Here is a 26615-nt window from a genome sequence, read left to right on the forward strand (position 1 = left end):
GACGTGCAGGAGATAGGAGAGATTTTGAAAGCAAAACGGGAAGAAAAAGGATTGTCACTCGCGGATATAGAACAGGCAACGAAGATCCGCACCCGCTATCTGGAAGCGATTGAAGAGGGGGATCTTTCCGCGATTCCGGGGATGGTATACGCCAGAGGGTTTATCAAGAGCTATGCCGAATTCCTCGGACTGGACGGACAAGCCCTCTTGGAACAATACCGAACAGATTCTCATGAGGAAGTTTCCAGGGAAAAACAGGAGATTGAGCCTGCGAAGACTGTGACGAATACTCCCCCTGGTCTAAAGAAGAGCAATCTTTGGACCCAGTTAGCTATGGGAATTGGTGTTGTGGGCATCATGATGATCGTCTACATGGCTGTGGTTCATCATTCGAGCGCAAAACCATCTCCTTCACAGCCTCAAGAAGCAACAACACAGCAAAAAGAAGAGAAGGGAGAGTCTGCATCACCGTCAGAATCAGCCCCCAAGACGGATGCGGAGAAAACGAAAACGGAAGAAAAACAAACACCTTTAGAACCGGTTTCAAAATCGAGTGGCAATTCGTTTTATAAAGTGAAAGGCGAGAATATTACCGTTCAGGTTACGGCACCGAGAGGGGCTAACTGGATGCAGGTGGTTGCGGATGGGAAAATCATCGCGAGCGAGACTTTGCAGAAAGGGGACTCGCGTACGTACAGCGCCGGTTCGCAACTTGATTTGATTACAGGAAACTCGCCGGCAATCGACGTGACAGTCAACGGACAACCGGTGGCTTTGGAACAAGTGTTAGGTCGTTACGAGTTTCATTTTCGCGCAGAATGATCATTGTTTAAGCGAATCTCCCCTGTGCTATAATGTGGTAGAGGATGAAACATGTAGAGGGGTTGAGCTTATGGCAGCTAAAGAGTCTTCTTTCGATATTGTCTCAAAAGTGGATATGCAGGAAGTCGATAACGCGGTTCATCAGGCACAGAAAGAAATCGAGAACCGTTTCGATTTCAAAGGAAGCAAGAGTTCGATCGAGCGTTCAAACGAAGAAATCATCCTGGTCGGTGATGATGAGTATAAATTGAATGCGGTGACAGATATCCTGCAAACGAAGCTTGTGAAGCGAGGGGTTTCACTGAAGGCTCTCGAATACGGGAAGATTGAACCGGCAGCAGGGGGAACAGTTCGCCAAACGATTAAAATCAAGCAAGGGATCTCTCAGGAGCATGCGAAAACGATCGTGAAGCTTGTCAAAGATTCGAAGCTCAAGGTACAAGCATCCGTCCAGGGTGATCAGGTGCGCGTTTCCGGAAAAAGTAAAGACGAATTGCAAGCAGTGATTCGCATGCTCCGAGAAGCCGATTTACCGATCGAATTGCAGTTTGTCAATTATCGTTAAGTGAAAACCCCGTTGATGAGCGTGTTTAAAAGGCTGTTTTCACAGTTCGAATGTGCATGATTGAAGCACTTCGAATAAAGCCTCTTTAAACAACCTCGAGAACGGGGTTGAAATATTTTTGACTCCTTATATACTTTCGTATATACTGTGGAAAGAATGTGCCTGTATTCCGTTTTTTCATCGAAGAAAGCATCAGTTAGGGTAACCTTGAACCACAATTGACGCTTTCCTGATGACAAAAAAGGCTTCCACTCTGATCCCCTTTTTCGTTGAAGCTTAGATTCAAGCCTTTTTTATGTCTGGAGGATCGCCATGAGTCAAAAACTAGCCATAGTGACACTCGGTTGTGAAAAAAATCTCGTAGATTCTGAAGTGATGATGGGACTCGCCTCGGATAAGGGGTATGAAGTCATTGATAATCCGGAAGAGGCGGACGTCATTGTTGTCAATACATGTGGATTCATTGATGCTGCAAAAGCCGAATCGGTCGAAACGATTCTGAGTATGGCTCAATTGAAAGAGAAGGGAAAAGCGAAGGCCGTCCTCGTTGCCGGCTGCATGGCGCAGCGTTTTCAAGATGAGTTGATCACGGAGATTCCTGAAATTGACGGGCTTGTAGGCACAGGGGAGTATCACCGGATTGATGAAGTGGTTCAATCGGCACTCGCTGGCCAAAAACCTCGCTTTGTAAACAATCCCGTCTATATTTATGATGAATGGACTCCTCGCAAGCATGCGGGAGGCGCATCCGCCTATATCAAGATCGCGGAGGGTTGTGACCATTCCTGTACATTCTGTATTATTCCTAAAATGAGAGGAAAATTCCGTTCGCGCCCGATCGAATCGATCGTGGCTGAAGCGGAAATGCTTGCGGCGCAAGGCGTCAAAGAGATCATGTTGATCGCGCAAGATTCCACACAGTATGGTCTTGATATATATGGTAAGCGGCGACTCCCTCAATTATTGGAGGCGCTTAATGAGGTGGAAGGCATCGAATGGATTCGTTTGCACTATGCATACCCTGGATTTTTCACCGACGAATTGATCGATGCTTTCGCGCGTCTTCCCAAAGTGGCGAAATATATCGATATGCCTTTGCAGCATTCGGAAGACCATATTTTAAAAGCGATGCAACGTCCCGGGCACCAAGCACAGATTCGGAAACTCGTCGATAAGATCCGTGCGCGTATTCCCCAGATTTCTCTGCGTACTTCCATCATCGTCGGTTTTCCAGGTGAAACCGAGCAGGATTTCGAAAACTTGTGTGCGTTTGTTCGAGAGATAAAATTTGATCATCTAGGCGTGTTCACCTATTCCCCGGAAGAAGGAACTCCCTCTGCTTCGATGGATGGTCAGGTTCCGGAAGATGTCAAAGAGCGTCGTGCGAATATACTAATGGAGATCGGTCGCGAAATCGCGATGGAGAGAAATGCCCGTCTTGTCGGCCAAACACTGCGCGTTTTGATTGAACGACGAGATGAGGAAGATCCGGATATCTGGATTGGCAGAACAGAGTATGATGCCAAAGAGATCGACGGCGTGGTTTATGTCAGCAATCTGAAAGATACGAAACCGGGTGACATGGTTCCGGTTCGCATCACTCACGCTTATGATTTCGACCTCGCGGGGGAGGGTGTCTAAGTTGAATCTGGCTAACCGCATCACGCTGGCCAGAATCTTTTTGGTTCCGGTGGTAATGCTCTTCTTGCTTGTGCGCTACAATTTGGGTACGCTATCGATCGGGGGGCAGACGACGACGGTTAGCGAGTTGATTGCCGCCTTAATTTTCACGATTGCGGCTGTTACAGACGGTTTAGACGGATATATTGCGCGAAAACGCAAGATGGTGACGAACTTCGGTAAATTTCTCGATCCGCTTGCGGATAAACTCCTCGTTTCCGCAGTTTTGATCTCACTGGTTGAATTGCAACGCTTGTCAGCATGGGTTGCGATCGTCATCATCTCGCGTGAATTTGCTGTGACGGGTCTCCGACTTGTTGCGGTCGCCGAAGGGTTAGTGATCGCTGCCAGTAAACTCGGAAAAATGAAGACCGTTTTTCAAGTGATCGGTGTCATCGCATTGATGCTTAATAATTTTCCCTTTTCCTATATCGGATTTCCGTTTGATCAGATCATGATCTATATTGCGGTAGCTGTCACGATTATTTCAGGGATTGATTATTTTATCAAGAATAAACATGTGATCGCTGAAGGTGAAATGTAGCCATCCAGGGAAGGTAGAGCCTTGGCCTATCTTCCTTTCTTCGTTCGTATCCGATGCGTTTGAGGGGAGAGTGATGGAGAATGAAAGCCGAGATTATTGCAGTGGGAACGGAATTGCTAATGGGACAAATCGCCAATACGAACGCACAATACATATCTGCCCGTTTGCCGCTAGAGGGCATCGGTGTTTATTATCACCAAGTGATTGGTGACAATCGAGCTCGGTTACGAGAAGCGTTGCAGCTCGCAAGTTCGAGATCAAGCTTGGTGATCTTGACGGGCGGGCTTGGACCGACGGAAGATGATCTCACGCGCGAAGCAGTCGCCGATTTTTTAGGCAAACCTCTCATCCTGGATCCGGAAGTTTTAGCGGAGTTAGAAGCTTTTTTTACGCAGCGCGGACGAACGATGAGCGAGAACAACCGGAAGCAGGCCATGGTGATTGAAGGAGCGATGATCCTGAAAAATCCCAGAGGTACAGCGCCTGGTATGTATATCGAACAAAATGGGACACACTTTTTCTTGCTTCCTGGTCCTCCTACGGAGATGAGACCGATGTACGAGGAACAAGTCGTACCGTTGATTCGTTCGCTTCACGGGCAGAAGAAGACGATACGCTCCCGCATCTTGCGAATGGCCGGGATCGGCGAATCGATGATGGAAATGAAGATCGCCGATTTGATACGTAAGCAGAGCAATCCTACGATCGCTCCATACGCGTCGGAGGGTGAGGTTTCCTTGCGCATAACGGCTCAGGCAGAGACGGAAGATCAGGCATATCGTCTCATCGCTCCTGTCGAGCAAGAATTGCGCAATCGATTAGGTACATACATATACGGTATAGACGATGAAACGCTTCCCGTCGCGGTTGGCAAGCTTTTGCGCGAACGCAAGGAAACAGTTAGCGTCGCCGAAAGTTGTACGGGCGGCCTTTTAGGAGCGGCGATCACCGATATCCCGGGCAGTTCCGATTATTTCACGGCCGGCTATCTCACATACAGCAATCGCGCAAAAAGAGAAATTTTGTATGTTTCTGAGGACATACTGAACAATTACGGTGCAGTTTCAAGCGAATGTGCGAAAGCGATGGCAGAAGGATGCCGGAAAAGAAGCCAAAGTGATTGGGCGATCGCGATTACGGGAATTGCCGGACCAGGTGGTGGGACTCCGGAGAAGCCTGTGGGGCTCGTCTACATTGCCGTGAGTCATAAAAATGAGACGGTCGTGCATGAGCATCATTTTCGGGGAGATCGTGCACAAATTCGCATGCGTTCCGTCAAGGCTGCTCTTCATGCCATTCTTCAATGTATGAAAACAGAAAGGTGATATGATGACAACGTTTTTAGATCTGAATTTGAATAAAAAAGTACAACAAGCGATCAGTGACATGGGGTTTGAGGAACCGTCCCCTATACAGGCACAATGCATTCCCTTGATTTTAGAGGGTCTCGATGTGATCGGGCAGGCGCAAACGGGGACGGGTAAAACAGCCGCATTCGGTGTTCCTTTGATCGAGATGGCGACCAATGCGAGACATGTCCAATCGCTGGTGTTAACACCCACGCGTGAACTCGCCATCCAAGTGGCGGGGGAATTGCGGAAGATCGCGCGCTATAAGCGAGTGCGCACACTCCCGATCTACGGCGGGCAGTCGATTGGGCATCAGATCAAAGCGCTGCAACAAGGAATACAAATCGTGATCGGTACTCCGGGGCGTGTGCTCGACCATCTTCGCCGCGGTACGTTAAAGTTGGATAAGCTGCGCACGGTTGTTCTCGATGAAGCGGACGAAATGTTGGATATGGGATTTATCGATGATATCGAAACGATCTTAAAAGAAACCCCCGCTGATCGTCAAACCCTGTTGTTCTCTGCGACGATGCCGCCGGAAGTCAAACGGCTGTCTAACAAATATATGAGTAACCCGAAAAATGTGACGATTAATCGCGGAGAAGTGACCGTACCGTTAATCGATCAAGTGTACTATAAGGTACTGGAACGAAACAAATTAGAGAGTTTGTGCCGTATCATCGATTCGGAGGATGTGCCTTTGGGGATCATTTTTTGCCGGACGAAGCGAGGCGTTGATGAGTTGACGGAAGCTTTGATCTCCCGCGGGTATATGGCGGACGGCTTGCACGGGGATATGTCACAAGCGCAGCGGGATCGCGTCATGAAGAAGTTTCGCAATGGCGAGATCGAGATGCTTGTAGCTACCGATGTGGCGGCGCGCGGCATCGATGTGGAGAATGTCACGCACGTGATCAACTATGACATACCGCAAGATCCCGAATCGTACGTCCACCGCATCGGACGCACGGGGAGAGCGGGTAAACACGGTTTGGCGCTCACGCTTGTGACACCGCGTGAATTTAAACTGTTGAAAATGATTGAAAAAGAAACAAAAGCAAAGATCGTTCCGCGGGAAGTTCCTTCACTTGCGGATGTTGCGGAACGCCAAGCGGAAATGTGGCGCGAGCGTTTGCGTACCGCTGTGCAAGAGGGTGGAGTATCCCATTATCGTGCTGTTCTTGGCAACCTTGTGGATGAATTCGATCCGATCGACCTCGCGGCGGCAGCGCTCAAATTGGCCAGTTCCGATGAGCTTTCCCGTGAGGCTGAAGACAATTATGATTTCGGTGAAACGGGAGGAGCTCCGGGAATGGTGCGTTTCTTCCTGAATATCGGCCGAAGCGCGAAGATCGGTCCTTCCGATTTAATCCGCGCGATCTCGGAAGAAGCTGGAGTTCCAGGACAAGCTATCGGCAAGATCGACATTTTTGACAAGTTTACGTTCCTGGAAGTGGAACAGGAATCGGCTCCGTTCGTGTATGAAGCATTGCGTCAATCGCGGATCAACGGAACACGCGTCAACCTAGAGCCGGCTCGGCCGCGTGAACGCACGGTGAGCGGACGCCGTTAGTCTCTTCCGTACAGCCCAAGTCGCGTGCGCGTTTCAACGGCGGGGCGGAAATTGCCTTCGATGATTCGAGGGCAATTTTTATTTATGCCTCCATGCTGTATGGGCGGCGTCATTAGATCATGAAAAGTGTCTTCGAGCGGGCGTAATGCTTTGCGTGGGTCAGCGACTTTGGAGGTCGTCTCGCTACCTTTTGGACGATATGGGGGTATATGCATTGCGCGTAATTGCGACTTTGAAGGTCGTCTCGCAACATTTGATTATGATTCCATGCGAGACGACCTTCACGGAGCATGAGCGCAATGCATATACCCTCTGAGACGACCTCCTCGGAGCCTGAACGCCAAGCATATGCCCGCTACGACGACCTTCATTGAACCCAAGCGCAAAGCGATACATCCACCCAAGCCTTATTACCCCTACCAATTACGAACAAACGTTTGCATTCTGGCGTAGAATCGATTAAAATAATAGCAGCAGGAATGATTGTCGCTGATCGCGAATTATAAGAATGGAAATGAGTTCATAAGAAGGGGTTGTATAGTTTGAGCGACCGTAAAGCAGCTTTAGATCAGGCGTTGCGCCTTATCGAGAAACAATTTGGCAAAGGCTCGATCATGAAACTTGGAGAAGCAACAAACATGATGTCGGTGGAAACCGTTTCCTCCGGGTCTCTCGCGCTCGATATTGCACTTGGAGTCGGAGGTTTTCCGCGCGGCAGGATTATTGAAATATACGGTCCCGAATCGTCCGGTAAGACAACCGTCGCATTGCACACGATCGCAGAAGTGCAGAAAATCGGCGGTCAAGCGGCATTTATTGACGCGGAGCACGCCTTGGATCCTGTGTATGCACAGAAGCTTGGAGTCAATATCGACGAATTGCTGATCTCACAACCGGATACCGGGGAACAGGCGCTCGAAATCGCGGAGGCGCTTGTGCGCAGCGGTGCTGTAGATGTCATCGTAATCGACTCGGTTGCCGCTCTCGTTCCCAAAGCTGAGATCGACGGGGAGATGGGAGATGCTCACGTTGGCTTGCAGGCGAGACTCATGTCCCAAGCGCTGAGAAAGTTGTCGGGAGCGATTTCCAAATCGAAGACACTCGCGATTTTTATTAACCAAATCCGGGAAAAAGTAGGCGTGATGTTCGGTAATCCGGAAACCACGACGGGGGGAAGAGCGTTAAAGTTTTATTCCACGATCCGCTTGGAAGTGCGCAGGGCCGAAGCCCTGAAGCAGGGGAATGAACTCGTTGGAAATCGCGTGAAAATTAAAGTGGTGAAGAATAAAGTCGCGCCGCCTTTTAAATCGGCTGATGTTGATATCATGTTCGGCGAAGGGATTTCCCGCGAGGGCAGTATTATCGATATGGGAACCGAACTAGATATCATCACGAAGAGCGGTGCTTGGTATTCTTTCCAAGACGAACGTTTGGGCCAGGGGCGTGAAAATGCGAAACAATTCCTCAAGGAGCATCCGGAGATTGCTAATCAGATTGAGGAGAAGATTCGCGAATATTATAATGTCTCTGGTCCGGGAGCGAAGGTCAGCGTTCCAGCCGCAACCGATGAGAGCTTTGACGAATTTGAAGGGATTTTTAGTGATTCCTTGATCGACGAGTAATGGATAAGCATACGATCACTGCGATTAAGGCGGAGCGCTCCAGCCATGATCGGGTATGCGTGTTTATAAACGGTGATCCGGTTTTGCGTGTAAGACGCGAAGTGGTTGTGAAAGCGAAGTTGCGGGTGGGGCAGGTGTTATCCTCGGAGGAGTTGGATGCCCTCCGTGCGGAAGAACAACTCGGCTTTGCCAAGGATCTTGCAATCAAGTATCTCGCCGCCCGGCCCCGTTCCGCCTATCAGCTTCGTGTGTATCTTGTGCGAAAGGGATTTTCGGAAGCCGTTATCCAGCAGGTGTTTCAATTTTTGTCCGAATACGGATATGTAGACGACAAACGTTACGCGGAAGGCTTTGTGCGAAGTCGATTGCAAGATCGGCCGCGAAGTGAGCGCATGTTGCGTTTTGAATTACAACAAAAAGGTATCGCGGATGAAGTGATCGATGAAGTGTTAGCTTCCGCATGTGTGGATGATCAAAAGACTGCGCTTGCTCTGGCTCGTGCGCGCCTCGCGAAAATGAGGGACGTTGATGAACGGGTACTTACGCGCCGGCTTGGCTCTTTTCTTGCTCGTAGAGGATATCGTATGGGTACGATTCAGGAAATCTTGCGAACCATCAAAAACACCTCCAATCTTGACAATGATTGACACAAAAGTTACAATTAAATTGCGTATGAGCAGCTTGATCGGTCACTGTCAAGTTGACAGTCTGATGTACCGATTTATACAACCTATTAGAGGGTCTGCGTCGTCTAGCTCAGACTGATACGTTTCTGAGCAAGGAGGCGTTACCCATATGTCATACCTCTTGATTGTTGCTTTTTCCTTAATCTTCCTGTTGGTGGGTATGGCGATCGGCTACGTCTTACGGCGTTCTTTCGCGGAGAGAAAGATCCAATCCGCCGAAGAACGTGCAGCCCAGATCGTCGACCAAGCTACGAGGGAAGCGGAAGCCAAGATGAAGGAAGCGATCATCGAAGCGAAGGAAGAAGTACACAAGCTGCGTTCCGAAGCCGAAAAAGATATCCGCGAGCGGCGTAACGAGATTCAACGACTTGAGCGACGCTTACTTCAGAAAGAGGAAACGCTTGATCGTAAGACCGAAGCGATTGAGAAGCGCGGAGAAATTTTGGCGATAAAAGAACGTAATGTGGAAGAGATGAGGGAGCAAGTTGAAGAGCTCTATCGGGCTCAAGCGGCCGAATTAGAAAGAATTAGCGGTTTGACACGAGAAGAAGCGCGCAATTTGATTCTCTCGAATGTAGAAGCGGAATGCCGTCATGAAGCTGCTATGCTCATGAAAGAGATTGAGCAACAGGCGCGGCTGGAGGCGGATAAGAAAGCAAAGGAGATCATCTGTACGGCGATTCAACGCTGTGCTGCCGATCATGTTGCGGAAACTACCGTTTCAGTTGTAGCTTTACCGAATGATGAAATGAAAGGCCGTATTATCGGTCGTGAAGGGCGAAATATTCGAGCCCTAGAAACTTTAACAGGGATCGACCTTATTATCGACGATACACCGGAGGCAGTCATTCTGTCTGGATTTGATCCCGTACGCAGGGAAATCGCCCGTGTGGCTTTGGAGAAATTGGTTGCGGATGGGCGTATCCATCCCGCTCGAATCGAGGAAATGGTTGAAAAAGCACGTCGTGAAATCGACGAGCGTATTCGTGAAGAAGGAGAGCAAGCGACTTTCGAAACGGGCGTAACCGGCTTACACCCCGATTTGATCAAAATCCTCGGTCGCTTGAAATATCGGACCAGTTACGGTCAAAACGTTTTAAAACATTCAATTGAAGTTGCGCATCTTGCTGGATTGATGGCGGCGGAACTGGGATTGGATATAAATTTGGCGAAGCGCGCCGGATTGTTACATGATATAGGGAAGGCGATTACCCACGAAGTGGAAGGTTCCCATGTTGAGATCGGTCTTGATCTGGCTAAGAAGTATAAAGAACATCCCGTCGTGATCAATGCGATCGGTGCTCATCATGGTGATATGGAATATACGTCGCCTATATCTTTGTTAGTTGGTGCGGCTGATGCTCTATCTGCTGCCCGACCGGGTGCTCGCCGTGAAACACTCGATATATATATTAAACGTCTTGAGAAATTGGAAGAAATCGCCGAATCGTTTGAAGGCGTGGACAAGTCATATGCTATACAAGCGGGTCGCGAAATACGAATTATCGTTAAGCCTGAGCTAATTGATGACGCAGAATCGGTACGCGTCTCTCGGGAAATCTCAAAACGAATTGAGAATGAACTTGATTACCCTGGGCAGATTAAAGTCACGGTGATCCGTGAGACCAGAGCCGTCGAATACGCAAAATAAAGTAGCCTCTTCGGCTGCTTTATTTTTTTCCATGCTTCTCATGAGCTAACGTGTTTTACCTGAAGGAGATTGAAGAGAGACGGCGAATTTATTTTGCAGTATTGCCAAAAAGCCGTAGAAAGTAGTGACATGAATGCGATCTCGTTTCAAAGAATCCAAAGGAATTCATTTGTTGATTTCTATGCTGATTCGCTATCCCCAAGTATCAACCATTCGTTTTGTACATAAGGGGAAGTTTGTGATATTAACGTTTTTATTGAATGGATTCATCGAAGAAGAAACGTTCCAAAAATTCCTTTCAAAAGTGAAAGATTATTTTGTGGCGATGCAGGAATTTGATCATACTGTTAATAAATGGGGAACCTTTAGCCGATCGGTTCTGAACGAAGTTACGTTTATTACATATACACAATCTTTGAATCATTTATCTCTTTCCGAGATACGATTGGTTACCGCGCTGATTCAGGAGCACTTCGAATCATACATATTACTGGATCCGATAGAACTTCGAATGGAAGATATGGAAGCGCAAGATGAAGTGATTGAACATCTTTTGCATCATCAAGAAGGAATCACCGAGGAACAGGATTTGGTTGCCTATCGAGATGGCGGGAAGGTATTCGTTTACAATATGTAAACGCACCAATTTTCCAAGTAGGTGTCAGGAGGATCGTTGTGCGCATTTTATTCTTAGGAGATATTGTTGGTCAACCGGGACGATTGATCGTCGAAACGTGGATGCCGAGATTAGTCGAACGCTTTCAGCCCGATTTAACGATCGCTAATGCGGAGAATATCGCGAACGGACGTGGCATTACGTTGCGTTTGGCGGAGGCGCTCTTCGATGCAAAAATCGATATTCTAACGATGGGAAATCACGTGTGGGACAATAAGGATGTTTTCAACTTTATTGCCGATGAACGGAGGATAGTTAGACCAGCTAACTATCCGATCCACGCGCCGGGCATGGGGTATACGATCGTGAAGACAGGAAATGTCGATGTAGCAGTCATTAATCTCCTCGGGCGTACTTTCATGGGTGACTTTGATTCCCCGTTCACGGTGCTCGATAAGATCTTAGAAGAACTATCGGATGCGACCGATCATATTTTTATCGATTTTCACGCAGAGACGACCTCGGAAAAACTGGCTCTCGCTTGGCACGTTGCCGGCAGGGTTTCGGCAGTTATCGGCACACATACACATGTACAAACGGCAGATGCTCGTATCTTGCCCGGAGGAACGGCTTACATTACAGATGTTGGCATGTGTGGTCCGTATGACGGGATAATTGGAATTAAACGCGATCTGGTGATCCAAAAATTCTTGACACAGATGCCAGTGAAATTCGAGATCGAAGCAGGTCCTGCACAATTACATGCTGTAGTGGTCGATCTGGAGACGAATGGACGGGCGAAAACGATAACGCGCGTTTCGGTCACACCGGAACGGGTGGAATTTTGTGAATATTAGCGACGGAACTGAAGGAATTTTTACAAGAACCCCGAATATAGTAGAAGTGTCTTATTTATCCGATACTTCGAGGAGGTTCTTATCCCATGGAGGTATTAAAAGTTTCAGCAAAATCCAATCCTAATTCTGTTGCGGGCGCTCTGGCAGGAGTTCTTCGCGAACGCGGTGGTGCTGAGATACAAGCCATCGGTGCCGGAGCTTTAAACCAAGCAGTAAAAGCAGTAGCGATTGCAAGAGGTTTTGTAGCACCTAGCGGAATGGACCTGATTTGTATTCCTGCATTTACAGATATCATGATTGATGGCGAGGAAAGAACCGCAATCAAGTTGATTGTTGAGCCTCGTTGACTGCTTGTATGATTGACATAAACTTGAGACTCCATGGAACCTGTTTATCCGAAAAGGAAAACAGGTTTTTTATCGTTCATAATCCGCTTCGCTTCAAAGGATGTGTGATGGAGAATATACTTGGATGGAGGCCTCTTTTGTTAGGGGAGTTATAAGGAGGACGTATTCTATGAATCAAGCAAACGGCTTTTTGGTGGATGGTCATGCCGACATTCTACTTCGTATCGAGGAAGAAGGGCTTGATTTTTATAAAGATCGTACCAGTCTCCAACAGAGTTATCATCACATGGTAGAAGGCGGTGTTGACTTACAAATTTTCGCTTTATTTGTGGAACCCGAACACGAGCCTCCCGCCATGCTGACACGCGTATTACAGTATATCGAGACGTTTAAACGGGAAATCGCTGACGGAAAACGGCTCGGTGCTGTATACACGTATCAGGATGTGCTCGAAAATCATGCGAAAGGAATCAAATCGGGTATGCTATCTCTTGAAGGTGGAGATTGCATACAGGGTGACCTGAGAATCCTCCGCAGCTTATATGATCTTGGAGTACGCGCCATGGGATTGACCTGGAATAACGGTAATTGTATTGCGGATGGAGTTGGGGAGAAAAAGGATCGTGGACTCACACCGTTTGGCCGTTCAGTGATTCGTGAAATGAATCGCTTGGGCATGCTGGTGGACGTATCCCATTTGGGTGAACGGAGTTTTTGGGATGTTTTGGAAGAAACGCGAGCACCTGTCATTGCTTCACATTCGAATGCAAAAGCGGTTTATTTTCACCGTAGAAATTTGACCGATGAACAGATTCGTGCAATCGCAAGTACGGGCGGCTTGGTAGGGGTTACGTTCGTACCTTACTTCATCCGTGACGGGGAAGCGACGATCAACGACCTGTTGCTCCATGTTGATCACATGCTTCACACGGCGGGAGAAGATGCTGTCGGTTTCGGTTCTGATTTCGACGGGATTGAACGAACGATGTTGGATTTGCGTAACGGATCCGATTATTCGCGTTTCCTTGAGGTCCTGATTAAAGAGTACGGGGAAACCGTTACGAAGAAATTAATGGGTGAGAATTGGCTGCGCGTACTAAAACAAACATTGAAGTAGTCCCGCATGTGCAGCGCCATAAAAAGCCACTGGCAGCGTGGGGGCTGCTTTGAGGATTAGTGCTTGGGTGGATGTATCGCTTTGCGCTTGGGTTCGATGAAGGTCGTTCCGCTCGGATTCTAAATAGAGTTGCGGAACGACCTTCAACTCACCTCTTCGCTGCAAAGCGATACATCCACCCAAAAGCCACTCCTTTTTTATTTGCAGCTTCCAATTTCTTTTTGCCACATAAGACTAGCTTTCGAACCTTGTAACCCTTATTCAGCAAGCGGCTACATCAGAGGATGAAAAGTGTCTTTGGGTGGGCGAAATGATTTGCGTGAGACAGCGACTTTGGAGGACGTCTCGCTTCCTTTCGGATGTAAAAGGGTATATGCATTGCGCGTAATAGCGACTTTGAAGGGCGTTTCGTTTCCTTTCCAGCCTGTAAGCGGCAAATGCTTGGCGTGAAACAGCGACTTTGGAGGTCGTCTCGCAACAAGCAAATATATTCCAAGCGAGACGACCTCCACGGAGCATGAACGCCAAGCATTTGCCCGCAATGACTACCTTCACGGAGCATAAGCGCAATGCATATACCCGCTGAAACGACCTCCACGGAGCGCGAACGCAAAGCATTCGCCCGCCTAACCACAAGGTTTCCATATTAGACTTACAACATGAAATGAGGGATACCGATGTCAACTCGTTACGATTTGCATGCCCATACAACCGCTTCGGATGGAACGTTTTCTCCGCGCGAATTGGTCGAGTTAGCCAAGAAAAATGGTCTTTCCGGTGTTGCGGTTTGCGATCATGATACGACGGATGGGATCGAAGAGGCTCTCGAAGCCGGGACTCAATATGGTATAGAAATCGTGCCGGGAGTCGAGATTAACACGGAATATGAAGGGAAAGAAGTACACGTTCTGGGTTATTATTTTGACCGCTCATCCACAGTTTTACAAGATTTGTTTCTTCAACTGCGGGAAGAACGACTGACGCGTATGGATCGTATCCTTCAAAAACTTCGGACAGCAGGCATACAGATCAGCGAGAAAGACGTATTGGCCGAGGCAAAAGGCGCATCAGTCGGTCGTCCCCATATCGCTCGGGTCCTGGTGCGTATGGGGTATGCCAGTGATATCCGTGATGCATTTGATCGCTGGATCGGGAAAGGGCGGCCGGGCTATGTAGAGAGGTTCAAATTGCATCCCGGACAAGCGGTACGCTTGATTCGCGAAGCTGGAGGCGTACCGGTGATCGCTCATCCCGGTTTGGTCGGAAAAGATGCGATCGTGGAAGAATTGATCCCCGAAGGTCTTCTCGGCCTGGAAGCATTGCATCCCGATCACTCCCCCGAAGAACGTAAACGGTTTTCGCAAATGGCCGAAAACCTAGGTTTGATCGCCACTGGAGGTTCCGATTTCCATGGTGCGGGCGCAGAGCATCGGGGGGATTTGGGCAGCGTATATGTGGATGAACATGTTGTAGAACAACTGAAAAAGCGGAGTCTCATGTTTTAAGACAATTTTCATGGCATATACTTGATGTATCAGGATAAGAAAGAGGTGAAATCTCCTTTGACGATGCATGGCGAACAGATGTGGGAGGAGAGGGTACGTGAACTGGAAAAAAGGATCTCCCAACTGCGTACAGGCCGACGCATCTTAATGAACCTCTTGGAGATTAACGCCCAAAACCAAATGAGGCAAATTGCGCGTCTACAACGTGAGAATCATGAATTGAAAAAACGAAACCGGCGATATGTGTCAAGAATTCTCCTACTGCAAGGAATGCACACATTAGAGGGATCATCAACAGATGAGTGATAAAGCCCTTTGCTACATGGCAAAGGGTTTTTGAACTCGGGGTAGTATATATAAGATGGAATTGTTTACATACATGTAAACTTTCCGGGAATCAGAAAAGTTTCCTCTATGATTCGACGGTTATGACTCAAAGAAGCGTTTCGAATCAAGCCATTTTACACGTCATACTATTCCCATGGAAATGAGATCTTTCGTCTTTATTCGTGTTTTGACAGAGATTTCTGACGTTTTTTGTCGGATGAAAGGAGACAGAGTTTTGCTGAAAATCGGTATCCTTGGCGAATATGGCCCCTATCCTGCTCCTGGGGGAACCACAACGGGTCTTCTGGTACAGACAGAGACAGGTCATTTTCTGATCGATATCGGAAGTGGAGTTCTTGCGGAAATGACGCGGCATATTTCCCTCAATGATTTGGATGCGCTTATTATTACCCATCATCACCATGATCACGTTTCTGATCTTGGTGTTCTTAAGTATGCGATCATGGTTGAACGCGCGCAGGGAAAAAGGGATCGTCCACTTGCCGTATATGCGAACGGAGAACCCAAAAACGATTTCGCGAAAGTGACAATGAAAGATCACGTGATTGCCACCCCCATTTTTGCTGATACAGTTTTAACATTGTGCGGGGCTACCGTGCGTTTTGCTGCTGTCAACCACGCCATCCCAACGTTGGCAGTCGCCGTTGAAAAGGATGGAAAGAAGTTTGTCTTTTCGGCCGATACAGGGCCTTGTCCGGAGATTGAACGGCTTGCCGAAGAGGCGGATTTGTTTATTTGTGAAGCCTCCTGGCTGATTGCAGATGAAGGTCCGGCAGAGATCGGGCATTTGACTACAAAACAGGCGGCAGAAATCGCTAAGAAGGCGGATGTGAAAGACTTATGTCTTACGCATCTGTATCCCGACTATCATCCCGAAACGATTCGACAGGAGGGGACACAATATTTCGGTCGCCCTGTTCACGTGGCACAAAAAGGGATGTGGTTCGAATTGTAGGATGACCTGCAGGCGTTACTCTGCAGGTCAATTTTTCATTAGGTGTCGCGGCCGTCTTTTTCGTGCATTTGCCGCTTCAAAGACTTATGGGTAAAGTCCCACTTGGTGTATTGCACGACTTGCGATTTTTTCTCCCGCGGGCGTGGAATTCCTGCGGGTTTGTACAGCTCGGTGGCAAACTCGGCCCTCGCAAAGTCCCGTTTGTTTCGGAAAATGTCTTTGTGATTTGGCATCAATCTCCCACCTTTCTCTGTACTGTTCATATCTTGTCCGCCGTTTCAATCCACTACTATGACAAGAATAGGAAAGGGTATGTGCGGAACGTGAATCATATCGCCTTCAAGGTTTTGTTGCCGGTCTCACCTTGGGATTGAACCTAGTTACCTGGTGGGGGCGTTGAAACAACAGCGAACCTGTGTAAATGGTCAGCAGGCTGCCGCAACCCATTCAGAACACTCACAAGTTCCTCGCCGGCTTTCTCACCTGCCTCAATGGCTTGGCGAGCGAGATCGAACCGGTGACCATCAATGTGACCGACGTGCGGCCGCACAATATAATCTGCCTTCTGCAAGGAGCGACTATGGGCTCCCAACTCGGTTTCCAATATCTCCAGACTCACCAAGAGCATCCGAAAGAGGCCGTAGCCTGAACCACGCCTCCGGGTGGAAGCCATCCTGTTTAGAATTTGAAGGACCTCCCCCATTGTCAAGGCACGGGGATACGGTATTTCCGACACAAAATTGCGCAAGCGGTTCATCCGGACTCGGGCGTAGGTACCTGCACGAGTCCAGACATCCCGATCGGAACCAATTTCCACAGCCACCGTATAGCGACCCGAAAACGTGCGGACTACGTTGGCCGGTACTGGATTGGTAAGCCCACCATCGACCAGTAGCCGACCATCTGCTCTTACGGGGGCAAAGAGCCCTGGAACCGATATGCTGGCCCTAATCGCATCAATTACACTGCCGTGGGTTAAGACAACGGTTTCTGACAATTGAACGTCAGTAGTGACAATCGCAAGGGGAATCTCCAGATCTTCGAACTTAGGATTGCCGATTAATCCCTCGAGTTTCGTTCGGACCCGTTCTCCTTGAAGCAGGCCACCGGCGGAAAATGAAAGGTCAGCAAGCCGCAACAGATCCACCCGGCGAACACTAAGGGCAGCCATCGTAAACGGCTCGAAGGCACCGCTTGCAAATGCGGCACCTACTACCGCGCCCATACTGCTGCCAGCGATGCCGGCGATGGGTATGCCGTGGCGCTGCAGGGATTTCAGCACTCCGATGTGTGCTAAGCCCCGCGCAGCTCCGGCCCCTAGGGCAATATTGATACTCGAGAATTCTGGCATGACGCGAGCCCCCTGAAATCGGTTTTTGTGCTAGTATTGCCCACCGCTATGCGCCCTTATCAGATTGATTGCCTCTAAAATCGTATATCAAACTTATAGACTCTCTTTTCCGCCAGCTCTCACGAACAAAGCCTCGAATTTAGAACCACTTGCCTTCTTTCCAATTCATCTTTGTCGATAGAATGGGAAATTCCAATTTTTTATAATCATTCATTTTGAGCGGCGAGATCGTGATCGCGTTCAGTAACCTCGTCAAATACCTTATGAATGGGTCTATTTGATCCTCGTTCGACCATTCGAGTCTGATTTTTTACTTGAAAAATAGGCACCTCCCCAAGTACCCAATCAACACACCGGGCATAGGATATACGGACAGATGACCATAGGCATCTGTGTATGAAGGGGAAGTGCAGGAATACATGCTGGTGACGAACCAGAGGCAAATGCACCATAGACGGATATCCCGCATACACTTCTAATAAACATTGGGTTTCGTCTGGCTATGGCAACCGGAGAATCAACCGATGGCCTGCACGTTACTTACCTGCAATGAGGAGGTAGCAGAATGGCACGCTCTGAAAGAGGCGCTCGCTACAGAGAGATCTTAACACACGCCGTTTGCGGGAAAGGGAGCAAGTACTCAGAGAACACCTATACGATCAATCCTGCCAATCGTCCAACGACGATCGGTGGATGCTGGGTGATGAATCACTCCTACGATGCGGAATTGGTAGGGGATTTTGTAGAAGTCCACGGACGTTTTGACATTAACGTTTGGTACTCCTACAACGGCAATAGCGAAACGGCGGTGGCGAAAGATACCGTATCCTATGTCGAGCAGATCCCGCTGCGTGAACTTGACCCGTTATGCACCCGCGAAGGTATGGAAGTGACGATTAAAGTCTTGCAACAACCGAATTGCCTTGATGCATCAGTCGTAGACAATGGACGCGAAATCATGGTACGTGTAGAGAAAGAGATGGCGGCTGAAGTAGTAGGCCGCACGAAAGTATTCGTTTTATGCGCAGAACCTCCGGCGTTTAAGGATGAAGAGGATCCAATCGAAGAAGACATATTTGTCGAAGATGAGGAAGATGATTTTGAAGATTGATGGCAACACCATCCGTCATCTTTTTTCTTGAGGGGCAGTGTACTGCCCCTTTTCTATTCCGGGAGGGATCATGTGTGGTCGGTATTGGAAACGTTCGTTTGAGCAAACGCACGTCCGATACACTTTATTTACCGTCACATCTATTGGAAGAAACGAATGTGAAGTGCGGTCAATCCATCTGTTTGCAAGTGGGGCCATTACAACGGATCGTGCGCATTCAAACACACAAAGGTGAGAACGATTTGATCGGAATGTCTGCCGATACCGCTTCTGCGCTCGCCATTCCTAAAGGAAAAACCAAATGGACCCTGCGAGGAGACACTTGGAGAATCGGGCCATTTATCGCCCTCTATACACTTCCCGGCAGATCTCGATCAACACCGTTTGGCGAATTGACAGAACTCTTGCGCGACTGGGTGCTCCTTGGCAAAGAACAAGGAAACCATCTCTACATTGTGACCCCCGGGTCTGTTGATATCGGCGGCCATCGTATACAAGCGTGGACGTATGATGAAACATACGCGTGGAAAAAGGTCTGGAGGCCGTGTCCCGATTTTGTCATTCAGAAGATCGTTCGGCGGCCCTCATCCTTCCGCCCTCTGATCGAAAGAGAAGAACATTACTTCTGTCAATCCGGCTGCTCCTTTCTCACGCGATCGATCGGCTCGAAGTGGGATGTCCATCAAATGCTTGGACGTTCGGATGATCTGCTTCCTTTTCTGCCACACACGAGACTGATCCGCTCCGTTTCCGACTTGGTAGAAATGTTGAAGCAGAACCAAACAGTCTTTGTTAAACCGATCCACGGTACGCAAGGAGAACAGGTGTTTCAATTACACCTCCGCCAAAACGGGTTAATGGTGTCTTGGGAAGAGAATCGTGTGTCGCACAAATTACTCGTCAAAAAAAACCAACGTATGTCTTGGCTCCAGAAGAAATTTGTCGGAAAGCGCCGCTATCTGGTACAGCAGGAGGTTGAGCGCCTGCAAACGCCGGAGGGGGAACCGGTCGATTTCCGCTGGCTCCTGCAAAAAGATCGCATCGGAACATGGGCAGTTACGGCTCGCGTAGCACGGATCGGACAAAAGCACGCCGTTACGACCAATATACATTCAGGAGGACGCGTACAACGGGCCGAAACCTTTCTGGAAAACGAAAAATGGGAACATACAAATACGGATGAGTTGATCGACCGAATGGATCGTTTGGCGGAACAGATCGCTCATTGTATCGAAGACGAAGTCGGGGAGATCGGGGAAGTGGGGATTGATCTTGCTGTCGATCAGAACGGTGGTTTGTGGTTTATTGAAGCCAACCCGCGTCCGGGAAGAAAAATGTTGCGTTTATTGGATGAAAAGGTGCGTCTGTTGTCATTGTTGCGTCCACTTGAATATGCTGAATACACAACCGGATTTTAGGAATGGAAGATTTGTTTTATAAGGGGGGATTGGAGGTGATCAAATGGGGGCCAGTTCCTGTATATGTGCACTCTGCATCTCCATCCCATTTCGGGGTGATTTATGTTCACCGGGCACTCTGTCAGAAGTTTCATCTTTATGCGGGAGGTTCCGTCCATCTTCATTTTGGCGGCAAGACGACGAAAGCTCGCGTGCTCTATCAAACGCCCAATTTCCATGATATGATCAGCCTTTCGTCCGATATACAGAAGGAATTGGGGATTCCCGAACGGATCCGCATACAAATGTATACAGAAGAAGAAGGCCATATTCGTTTCGGTCCTCTTGTCGGTATACTTGCACGGGTACATGTGCACGAAGGAAAGCCGTATGGTATGCAAGTAGCCGTCTTCGAACGATTACTGGAGGCAGCGGAGAAAGAACGATTATTCGGATTCATCTTTTCTCCCGAGCAGATCCACTGGGAGAAAGGGGTTGTGAAAGGGTGGTTTCGCAGAATTCTTGGGGAACGCAAGATGTGGGTACAAGAAAGACTTCCGTTGCCTGATGTGATATATGATCAGATTATTTCGCGAAAGTATGAAAAGAATCCGCGGGTTATCGAAAACAAAACGAAATTGTTGCGCTTGTATCAAACGAACTATTTTAACCCTGGATTTTTTGATAAATGGCAGGTACATACATGGTTAAACAAAGATTCTCGTATGAGAGGATACCTGCCGCACACGATTCTGCTTGATTCACGGGAGAAAATGATCCGTTTTATGCAAGAGCACCGTCTTGTCTACATGAAACCCATTCACGGTTCCCTGGGGCTTGGAATTATCAAAATCATGCGTCTGCAAGACGGGAGATACAGTTACCAAATCAAGGGGAAAAAAGGGATTGCAAAAGAAGGAATCGTGACTACGCCGGCACAAATTTTGTCACTCACCGGCACTCATAAGACGGGAAAAAAATATGTGATCCAACAGGGTTTGAATCTTCTCACGTTTGACAATCGTCCTTTTGATATACGCATTCTCATGCAGAAAGACCAAACGGGCAAATGGCGCAGGACAAAAGCATTCTGTCGAATTGCGCAGCGTGGGGATATCACTTCAAACCTGAGTACAGGCGGAAACGCGTTGCCCGTACGCGAAGTACTCCGTAAAATCTGTGCGGACAAGAATGAACTCGTGCGCATACAGCGAAAAATCAATCATTTATCGCGCATGTTGCCGTTGGTCATCGAAGAACAGTGTGGTCTGTCGTTAGGGGAACTGGGTCTTGACATCGGAATCGATGAAGACCGCTATCTCTGGGTGATTGAAGTCAATGCGAAACCGTGGAAAAAACCGATGACCGAGAACGGTTCACAACATCTCGTTGTTCAATCGTTTCGACGTCCAATGCTTTATGCCAAGTACTTGTCAGGATTTCGATCTTGAAGCGATCTGTGAAAGGAGACGTGGCTATGGGATTCCTGCTTCTGCATTCCGGTCAAGCGTCAGCCAAGAAATTGTTGAGACGGCTGATCGATTGTACCGGAGTCGAGAATTTGGAACCGGTGGCCAGTCAAGACGTAGTGATTCGGTGGGGGAATACGTTGGGGAACGATGATGATGGGTATGTATTAAATCCGCGAATTGCGATCGAGAATACGCGTGACAGGCGCTTTATGCTCCGCATGTTACAACTGAATGGAGTGAGAACTCCGTTGCGCGATACGGATACGGAACGCGGGGAATTTGAACGGAGGCTGCGTGTCTCTCGTTATTACCGTGTTCCTGTTTTTAATATGCGAGTGCTTACTTGCTACCGCTCGGACAAGAAATCCGTATGGATCAATCGGGATATATCAAAAATAAACCATCATTTTCGCGAAGTACCCATCGATGAAGATAAATATACCACCCGAATTGCCAGATTGGCTGTCAGGGCCATTCACTCTTTAGGACTCGATTTCGGGCTTGTCAGTCTCGCTGTATCGTCGCGCGGCTTCTGTTATGTTTTGGATGTCAATCCGGAACCCGTATTGAAGGGAAAGCTTCTTCAATTATACGTCGATGCGTTCAACGAATGGATCGCCTTGGAACGATCAACACCTGCAGAGAGTAGAGATTTCAAAATGGGGGCAGACCTCGAATTCATGTTGAAATCCAATCAGGGAAAACTGGTGCTTGCTTCACGTTTCTTACCGCGTAAGGGTGAAGTCGGATATGATGATGTGTCGATAAACCGGGATGGGAGGCGCCATCCGGTGGCGGAATTGCGCCCTGACCCCGCAAGTGAACCGTTGCAGCTTTTTGAGAATCTCCGCATGACCCTCCTGCAGGCCAAGAGTATGATTCCTCGCCCTTCCCTTGAGTGGATGGCGGGATCCATGCCCTTCCCCAATTTTCCCATCGGTGGTCACATTCATTTCTCTTCTTTACCTTTATCGAGCCGGTTGATCAAAGTGTTGGATACCTATCTCGGTTTTCCTGTCATGATGATCGAATCGAGCAGCACTGCATTGAAACGAAGACCAAAATATGGTTTTCTCGGGGATATTCGCTTGAAATCACACGGGGGATTTGAGTATCGCACTCCGGGAAGCTGGATCGTTTCGCCGGAGATCGCACAAGCGGTGCTTTGCCTCGCCTATCTGGTTGTCGTTCACCATCGCGAATTGAAGATGACACCATTTATCCGTCTGGAAAATCAGAAGGATTTTTACATGTGCGACAAATGGGCGCTCCAGTCTCTCTTCGTTGATATCTGGAGGAATATCGAAAATACGAGCACTTATAAACTGTATGAGGAGAAATTGAAAATTATCCCCGAGATGGTACGCGCGAACATGTCATGGAATGAGAACAGTGATATTAAAAAGCGTTGGGGAATCGAATATAAAAAGAAGAATACTTCGAAGAAGAAATCGGCAGCCAGGTTAAATTCGTAACCTGGCTGTTTATTTTTTCATAGAATATCTCGATAAGATGTCTCAGAGCTTGGGAGGAACAGCAATGAGACCCCATTTATTACACAAAGATTCGAATCATTTGATTCACTGCCGAATCGTACTTCCGCGCAAATTAAGGGAGACATTGAAACTGAAGGTCGGACAATACATTCCTTTCTCGTGGGGTAAGTATAGAGCGGATGCGTTCATCGAAGGAAGGACAACGGGTGGCGTCGAGCTGATCTTTGGGAACGAGGTACACACGTGGGATGAACGAATGGGTATGAAATGGGAAGAGGGGGTTTTAAAAATCGGTCCACTCATCGGAATTTTAACGACCGGTCCGAAAAATGATCAGATTCACTTTATCCGCGGGCGTAACATTTTGCGCGAATATGTGCGGGCGGCGCGTGATCTGCGTACAACCGCATTCGTCTTTACACCCAAAGATATCAACTGGACCACTGAAAGAATCAACGGATTAACCCTTACAGGTAAAGGAAAGGGGGAGAAATGGGTCTATAAGGAGTTTCCATTTCCCGATGTGATCTACAATCGCGTCCCCCATCGCAGTGCGGAGATGTGGGCGCCCGTTCAATTTGCAAAACAGGAGTTGAAAGACAGATACGAGATCCCGATTTTCAATCCTGATTTCTTTGGAAAAGATGAAGTGTACCGGCTCTTGCTTCAATCTCCGGTAACGAGTGTGTACATTCCCGAAACGAAACCATTGACATCGCTAAATACCCTGCAGGCCATGAGTAAACGGCATCCTCTCCTATATGCGAAGCCGATTCACGGGAGTTTGGGTATAGGCATCATGCAAATCCAGCAACGGGAACGTTTGTATGAACTTCGCTATCAACGGAAGGGGAAGAGCGTTTCTTATCGGTTTTATCAAATGGAACCTCTCTATTCGTTCATCCGTCGGATAGCAGGTCAGCGGCACTACGTGATTCAACAAGGGATTGATCTTCGTCAGACCGACGGGCGGGTCACCGATTTTCGTATGCATCTTCACAAAAACGGATCAGGGATGTGGGAAGTGATCGGCATTGGCGCGAAAGTTGCAGGGGACGCAGCGGTCACGACACATGTGCACAATGGCGGAGTGGTGATGGATGCGGATGAAGTATTTCACATGTGGTACGGGGAGTATGCGGAAATGATGAAAGCAGAGCTATGCTCAAAAGCTTGTCTAATCGCACAAACGATTGAACAGTTTGTGGAAGGAACGATCGGTGAATTGGGACTCGATATGGGATTTGATCAGCAAGACCGAATCTGGATGTTTGAGGCGAACGCGAAACCCGGGCGGGCCATTTTCCGCCACCCCAGACTGCGCAAAGCGGGGGTTCGTTCCGCTCGGAAAATCATTGAATATTGTACGCTTCTCTCCGGATTTTCATCTGTAAAGGAAGTGCATGTCTAATGGGGGTTTTGCTCGGGATTTTAACGGTGAAAAGAGGAGATGAGTTTCGCGGAAACCGGAGGAATTTTTATGACATCACGAAGATCGGGCGACTCTTGGGGCATGAGGTAATCGTTTTGGCGCCTGAAAGTTTATCTATCCACAGTCAGACGATCCAGGCCTGGAAATGGAATCATGGTTGGAAACTCGTCACTTCTCGCTTGCCGGATGTGGTGTATAACCGGATTCCTGACCGCAAGGCGGAACAAACCACAGCTGTAAAGGAAGCGAAAAAAAGGTTAAAGCGAATGGGAATTCCTTATTATAATCCGGGATTTTTTAATAAGAGAAGTTTATATGAGTTGCTTTCCAGACGAGCGGACACGTCCATATTTGTCCCGCGTACGCTGCCTGTTTCCGATTTACGAGATCTTCTCCCTTTCCTCGCGGAAGTGAAATCCGTTTATCTCAAACCTATACACGGTAAAGCGGGGGACGGTATTTTCAGAATTGATCATCAGGGAGAAATGTATCATATTGTTTTCCAGAAGAAGGGATATCGCCTGACTCACAGGTTGAAACAGGAAGCCTCACTGTTAAAATTTCTGCATAAAAAAATGGGCCGGAACGATTACGTGGCACAAGAAGGCATTGATTTATCGCGTGTCCAGGGACGTATGTTCGATCTACGCCTTTTATTGCAAAAAGGACGTGAAGGTCATTTTGAAATCACTGGATTTGGCTGCCGCGTGGCTGCGCCGGATGGCATCACCACTCATGTACCTAACGGGGGCATGATCCTACCGGCAGTCGAATCACTGGCTCAGGTGTTTCCTGGGCAAGAGGAGCAAGTCATGAACCGTGTAACGGAAATGGCCATGCGCTGTGCAGAGACGATTGACGAAGGGGAGGAGGAACTCGTCGGTGAGATGTCAATGGATATCGGAGTCGATCGCGAATCGCGTCTCTGGTTTTTCGAAGCCAACGCAAAGCCGATGAAGTTTGATGAACCGCACATTCGTGAACGATCGTTGAAACAGATTTTTTATTTTTGCGAGCACCTGTTATCCAAAGCCTCTCGCATTTGATGAGAGGCTTTCTTTATGTCCGATTGTATACCACTGTTCAAAAGGGTTGATTTGATGATTGCCTATTATATACTAAAGGTAAAGAAGGAAGGTGCACAGATGACAGAACAAGATACATATATCTTAACATACGAACTGGAAGACGGGCGGCAGGTGGCAGCCCGATTTCTCGATATCAACGATCGCGATGGGTGTGACATTTCACTCGGAATGTACCGCATGAACCTCGGCCCGATCACAGAAGAAGTTTGGATACGCATCGTACACAAATTTAACGGAGAACTCCTCTGAACCCCGCGTAAACTACCCCTATGGTGAAAGGAACCAAGAGCATCCCCCACACGCTATGTTCCCTGGGTATCAGAATTTTCATTTGTCTCCCTTCAATCCAGACAATTGTCATTTTCATCATCACGAATAGGGATCAACTTTGTGATCATTTTATATCTAAATAAGGGAATTCCCCGATGATACTCAGGGAATTCCCTGATAACCTGTAACCATTTGTCATGATATATTTAATACATAGGTAACATCAAAGTATGGGTTGGGGGCGCGAAGAATGGGAAGCCTGCAAGGAGACATCGAGACAAGTCTGAGTGTACTACGGCGTCTAACAGACACCGACTTTGCTGCTCTTGCCTGGACAAGCAGTAATGAACAAACGATTCGCTGGCGATTTGTTTCTGGAAACCGTAACGAACGCTATAAAAAAATCGTTATGTTTCCGGGAAAAGGAATCGGAGGTAAAGTGTTTCGCTCAGGACGACCGATGGTGATACAATCATTTTCTCCTAAGAGTGGAGATGACCCACGCGAATATCCGATTCTTCTAGCGGAAGGTTTGCATTCGGCTATTGCCGTACCAGTGACCATAGATGATCAGATCATGGGCGTCCTGTTAGTCGGTTGCCGCATGAATCGTGTGTTTCCACATGAGACGTTGGAACTCGTTTTAGACGTTGCGGAACAATTGGGGGCAGTCATGCAGAAACGCATGGAAAACGATAAGGCGGATCCGGCCTCGACTATACTCACGCGGGCGAATGAGATATACTAGGGAGAAATTTACG

At 48.1% G+C, this 26615-nt stretch carries 26 protein-coding genes; 24 read left to right on the top strand and 2 right to left on the bottom strand.

From position 1 onward, the window contains the following. Positions 1-3 precede the first annotated feature (3 nt). From DNHGIG_RS17525 to DNHGIG_RS17600, 16 genes are all read left to right on the top strand, one after another. The gene (locus DNHGIG_RS17525) at positions 4-822 is read left to right on the top strand and encodes a helix-turn-helix domain-containing protein (RefSeq protein WP_282200806.1); all 819 of its coding nucleotides are present in this window, start codon (positions 4-6) and stop codon (positions 820-822) included. Between the two features lie 70 nt (positions 823-892). After that, positions 893-1387 (top strand): YajQ family cyclic di-GMP-binding protein, encoded by a 495-nt coding sequence (locus tag DNHGIG_RS17530; RefSeq protein ID WP_282200807.1) that lies wholly within the window; start codon positions 893-895, stop codon positions 1385-1387. A gap of 312 nt (positions 1388-1699) precedes the next feature. Then, positions 1700-3028 (top strand): 30S ribosomal protein S12 methylthiotransferase RimO, encoded by a 1329-nt coding sequence (gene rimO, locus DNHGIG_RS17535; RefSeq protein ID WP_282200808.1) that lies wholly within the window; start codon positions 1700-1702, stop codon positions 3026-3028. 1 nt (position 3029) lies between these two features. After that, positions 3030-3611 (top strand): CDP-diacylglycerol--glycerol-3-phosphate 3-phosphatidyltransferase, encoded by a 582-nt coding sequence (pgsA, locus tag DNHGIG_RS17540; RefSeq protein ID WP_282200809.1) that lies wholly within the window; start codon positions 3030-3032, stop codon positions 3609-3611. 80 nt (positions 3612-3691) lie between these two features. Further along, complete coding sequence (locus DNHGIG_RS17545; RefSeq protein WP_282200810.1) at positions 3692-4936, top strand: competence/damage-inducible protein A; 1245 nt, start codon at positions 3692-3694, stop codon at positions 4934-4936. A 4-nt stretch (positions 4937-4940) separates the two neighbouring features. Then, the gene (locus DNHGIG_RS17550) at positions 4941-6533 is read left to right on the top strand and encodes a DEAD/DEAH box helicase (protein ID WP_282201467.1); all 1593 of its coding nucleotides are present in this window, start codon (positions 4941-4943) and stop codon (positions 6531-6533) included. A gap of 542 nt (positions 6534-7075) precedes the next feature. Continuing rightward, positions 7076-8155, top strand: a complete 1080-nt coding sequence (gene recA / locus DNHGIG_RS17555) for a recombinase RecA (protein ID WP_282200811.1) — start codon at positions 7076-7078, stop codon at positions 8153-8155. Then, positions 8155-8802, top strand: a complete 648-nt coding sequence (locus DNHGIG_RS17560) for a regulatory protein RecX (RefSeq protein ID WP_282200812.1) — start codon at positions 8155-8157, stop codon at positions 8800-8802. The genes recA and DNHGIG_RS17560 overlap by 1 nt, the downstream gene beginning before the upstream one ends. 148 nt (positions 8803-8950) lie before the next feature. Further along, positions 8951-10492, top strand: a complete 1542-nt coding sequence (gene rny, locus DNHGIG_RS17565) for a ribonuclease Y (RefSeq protein ID WP_282200813.1) — start codon at positions 8951-8953, stop codon at positions 10490-10492. A gap of 133 nt (positions 10493-10625) precedes the next feature. Beyond that, positions 10626-11129 (top strand): hypothetical protein, encoded by a 504-nt coding sequence (locus DNHGIG_RS17570; RefSeq protein ID WP_282200814.1) that lies wholly within the window; start codon positions 10626-10628, stop codon positions 11127-11129. A gap of 38 nt (positions 11130-11167) precedes the next feature. Beyond that, complete coding sequence (locus DNHGIG_RS17575) at positions 11168-11965, top strand: TIGR00282 family metallophosphoesterase (RefSeq protein ID WP_282200815.1); 798 nt, start codon at positions 11168-11170, stop codon at positions 11963-11965. Between the two features lie 86 nt (positions 11966-12051). Beyond that, a complete protein-coding gene (spoVS, locus tag DNHGIG_RS17580) occupies positions 12052-12312 on the top strand; it encodes a stage V sporulation protein SpoVS (protein ID WP_282200816.1) in 261 nt (86 codons plus the stop codon). Between the two features lie 169 nt (positions 12313-12481). After that, positions 12482-13429, top strand: a complete 948-nt coding sequence (locus tag DNHGIG_RS17585; RefSeq protein ID WP_282200817.1) for a dipeptidase — start codon at positions 12482-12484, stop codon at positions 13427-13429. Between the two features lie 677 nt (positions 13430-14106). Further along, positions 14107-14934, top strand: a complete 828-nt coding sequence (locus DNHGIG_RS17590; protein ID WP_282200818.1) for a PHP domain-containing protein — start codon at positions 14107-14109, stop codon at positions 14932-14934. Between the two features lie 45 nt (positions 14935-14979). Further along, positions 14980-15240, top strand: a complete 261-nt coding sequence (locus DNHGIG_RS17595) for a hypothetical protein (RefSeq protein WP_282200819.1) — start codon at positions 14980-14982, stop codon at positions 15238-15240. A 256-nt stretch (positions 15241-15496) separates the two neighbouring features. Further along, entirely contained in the window at positions 15497-16237 is a 741-nt protein-coding gene (locus tag DNHGIG_RS17600) for an MBL fold metallo-hydrolase (RefSeq protein WP_282200820.1), read from the top strand. Positions 16238-16275: 38 nt separating this feature from the next. Here DNHGIG_RS17600 and DNHGIG_RS17605 read toward each other — a convergent pair whose 3' ends face one another. Together DNHGIG_RS17605 and DNHGIG_RS17610 are read right to left on the bottom strand one after the other, a co-directional pair. Further along, the gene (locus tag DNHGIG_RS17605; RefSeq protein ID WP_282200821.1) at positions 16276-16470 is read right to left on the bottom strand and encodes a hypothetical protein; all 195 of its coding nucleotides are present in this window, start codon (positions 16468-16470) and stop codon (positions 16276-16278) included. Between the two features lie 143 nt (positions 16471-16613). Further along, positions 16614-17588 carry a patatin-like phospholipase family protein gene (locus tag DNHGIG_RS17610; RefSeq protein ID WP_282200822.1) on the bottom strand — a complete coding sequence of 325 codons (975 nt, stop codon included), beginning with the start codon at positions 17586-17588 and terminating at the stop codon, positions 16614-16616. 565 nt (positions 17589-18153) lie between these two features. On the opposite strand from DNHGIG_RS17610, the gene cotE reads away from it, so the two are divergent. The 8 genes from cotE (at position 18154) to DNHGIG_RS17650 (ending at position 26602) form a co-directional block, all read left to right on the top strand. Beyond that, the gene (gene cotE, locus DNHGIG_RS17615) at positions 18154-18699 is read left to right on the top strand and encodes an outer spore coat protein CotE (protein WP_282200823.1); all 546 of its coding nucleotides are present in this window, start codon (positions 18154-18156) and stop codon (positions 18697-18699) included. Positions 18700-18773: 74 nt separating this feature from the next. Continuing rightward, complete coding sequence (locus DNHGIG_RS17620; protein ID WP_282200824.1) at positions 18774-20117, top strand: YheC/YheD family endospore coat-associated protein; 1344 nt, start codon at positions 18774-18776, stop codon at positions 20115-20117. Between the two features lie 35 nt (positions 20118-20152). Further along, positions 20153-21547, top strand: a complete 1395-nt coding sequence (locus tag DNHGIG_RS17625; protein WP_282200825.1) for a YheC/YheD family endospore coat-associated protein — start codon at positions 20153-20155, stop codon at positions 21545-21547. Between the two features lie 26 nt (positions 21548-21573). Then, complete coding sequence (locus DNHGIG_RS17630) at positions 21574-23043, top strand: putative amidoligase domain-containing protein (RefSeq protein ID WP_282200826.1); 1470 nt, start codon at positions 21574-21576, stop codon at positions 23041-23043. Between the two features lie 64 nt (positions 23044-23107). Further along, positions 23108-24475, top strand: coding sequence for a YheC/YheD family endospore coat-associated protein (locus DNHGIG_RS17635; RefSeq protein WP_282200827.1), 1368 nt, complete (start codon positions 23108-23110; stop codon positions 24473-24475). Then, positions 24475-25542 carry a YheC/YheD family endospore coat-associated protein gene (locus DNHGIG_RS17640; protein ID WP_282200828.1) on the top strand — a complete coding sequence of 356 codons (1068 nt, stop codon included), beginning with the start codon at positions 24475-24477 and terminating at the stop codon, positions 25540-25542. The genes DNHGIG_RS17635 and DNHGIG_RS17640 overlap by 1 nt, the downstream gene beginning before the upstream one ends. A 15-nt stretch (positions 25543-25557) precedes the next feature. Continuing rightward, complete coding sequence (locus DNHGIG_RS17645; protein WP_282200829.1) at positions 25558-25833, top strand: hypothetical protein; 276 nt, start codon at positions 25558-25560, stop codon at positions 25831-25833. A gap of 271 nt (positions 25834-26104) precedes the next feature. Continuing rightward, entirely contained in the window at positions 26105-26602 is a 498-nt protein-coding gene (locus tag DNHGIG_RS17650; RefSeq protein ID WP_282200830.1) for a GAF domain-containing protein, read from the top strand. Positions 26603-26615 lie beyond the last annotated feature (13 nt).

The sequence above is a fragment of the Collibacillus ludicampi genome (genome assembly GCF_023705585.1).
Classification (GTDB): domain Bacteria; phylum Bacillota; class Bacilli; order Tumebacillales; family BOQE01; genus Collibacillus; species Collibacillus ludicampi.